Source organism: Mycolicibacter sinensis, from assembly GCF_001667375.1.
Classification (GTDB): domain Bacteria; phylum Actinomycetota; class Actinomycetes; order Mycobacteriales; family Mycobacteriaceae; genus Mycobacterium; species Mycobacterium sinense_A.
In genome coordinates this window covers 1-593 of record NZ_LZIN01000093.1, presented here as the reverse complement: position 1 = coordinate 593, position 593 = coordinate 1, and the positions used below count along the sequence as shown (strand labels likewise).

At 66.8% G+C, this 593-nt stretch carries 1 protein-coding gene; it reads left to right on the top strand.

Features of this window, described 5'->3' with window-relative positions:
* Positions 1 to 24 precede the first annotated feature (24 nt).
* Positions 25 to 593 (top strand): PE-PPE domain-containing protein (locus A5771_RS24715; protein ID WP_234783112.1); only part of this gene is annotated, 569 nt, incomplete at its 3' end.

Sequence of the window (593 nt, the reverse complement as noted above, 5' to 3'; positions counted from 1 at the left end):
ACCGCGATCTTCGTCGGCGGGACGATGTTGCCGACGCCCTCGGCGGCGTTCGCCCAAACCGCGGCCGACCTGTTCCTCAACCCGCTAGGCTTCGACGTCGGCGACGATCCAGCCGCGTGCGTGGTCGGTGTCGGCGACTGCGACGCGCCGCTGCGGATCCTGTCCACCCCGGCGCTGGTCCAGCAGGGCCACAGCAGTTTCGTCGGGGCGGCCGAGATCGTGCGGGCGGTGCACGCCGAACTCAACGCCAACCCCGACGCCTACGATGCCGACAACCCGCTGTGGGTGTTCGGCTGGTCGCAGGGCGCCACGGCCGGTTCGATCGCCATGGCCCAGCTGGAACACGACGGCGTCGACCCGCAGTTGCTGCATTTCGTGTTCATCGGCAATCCGGTCGGTGCCGACACCGCGTCGGAGGGTATGGGCGGGGTTTCCTCCTCCGACTTCTTCGACACTGCTCTGCTGTCGGGTGTCCAGACCCCGAACAACTGGTTCGCGGTAACCGATTACACGATCCCCGGAGATCCGGTCACCGACCCCACGTCCACCTCTGAGCTCGGTTTGTTCTACGAGCACATGATGTACCTGGGGCT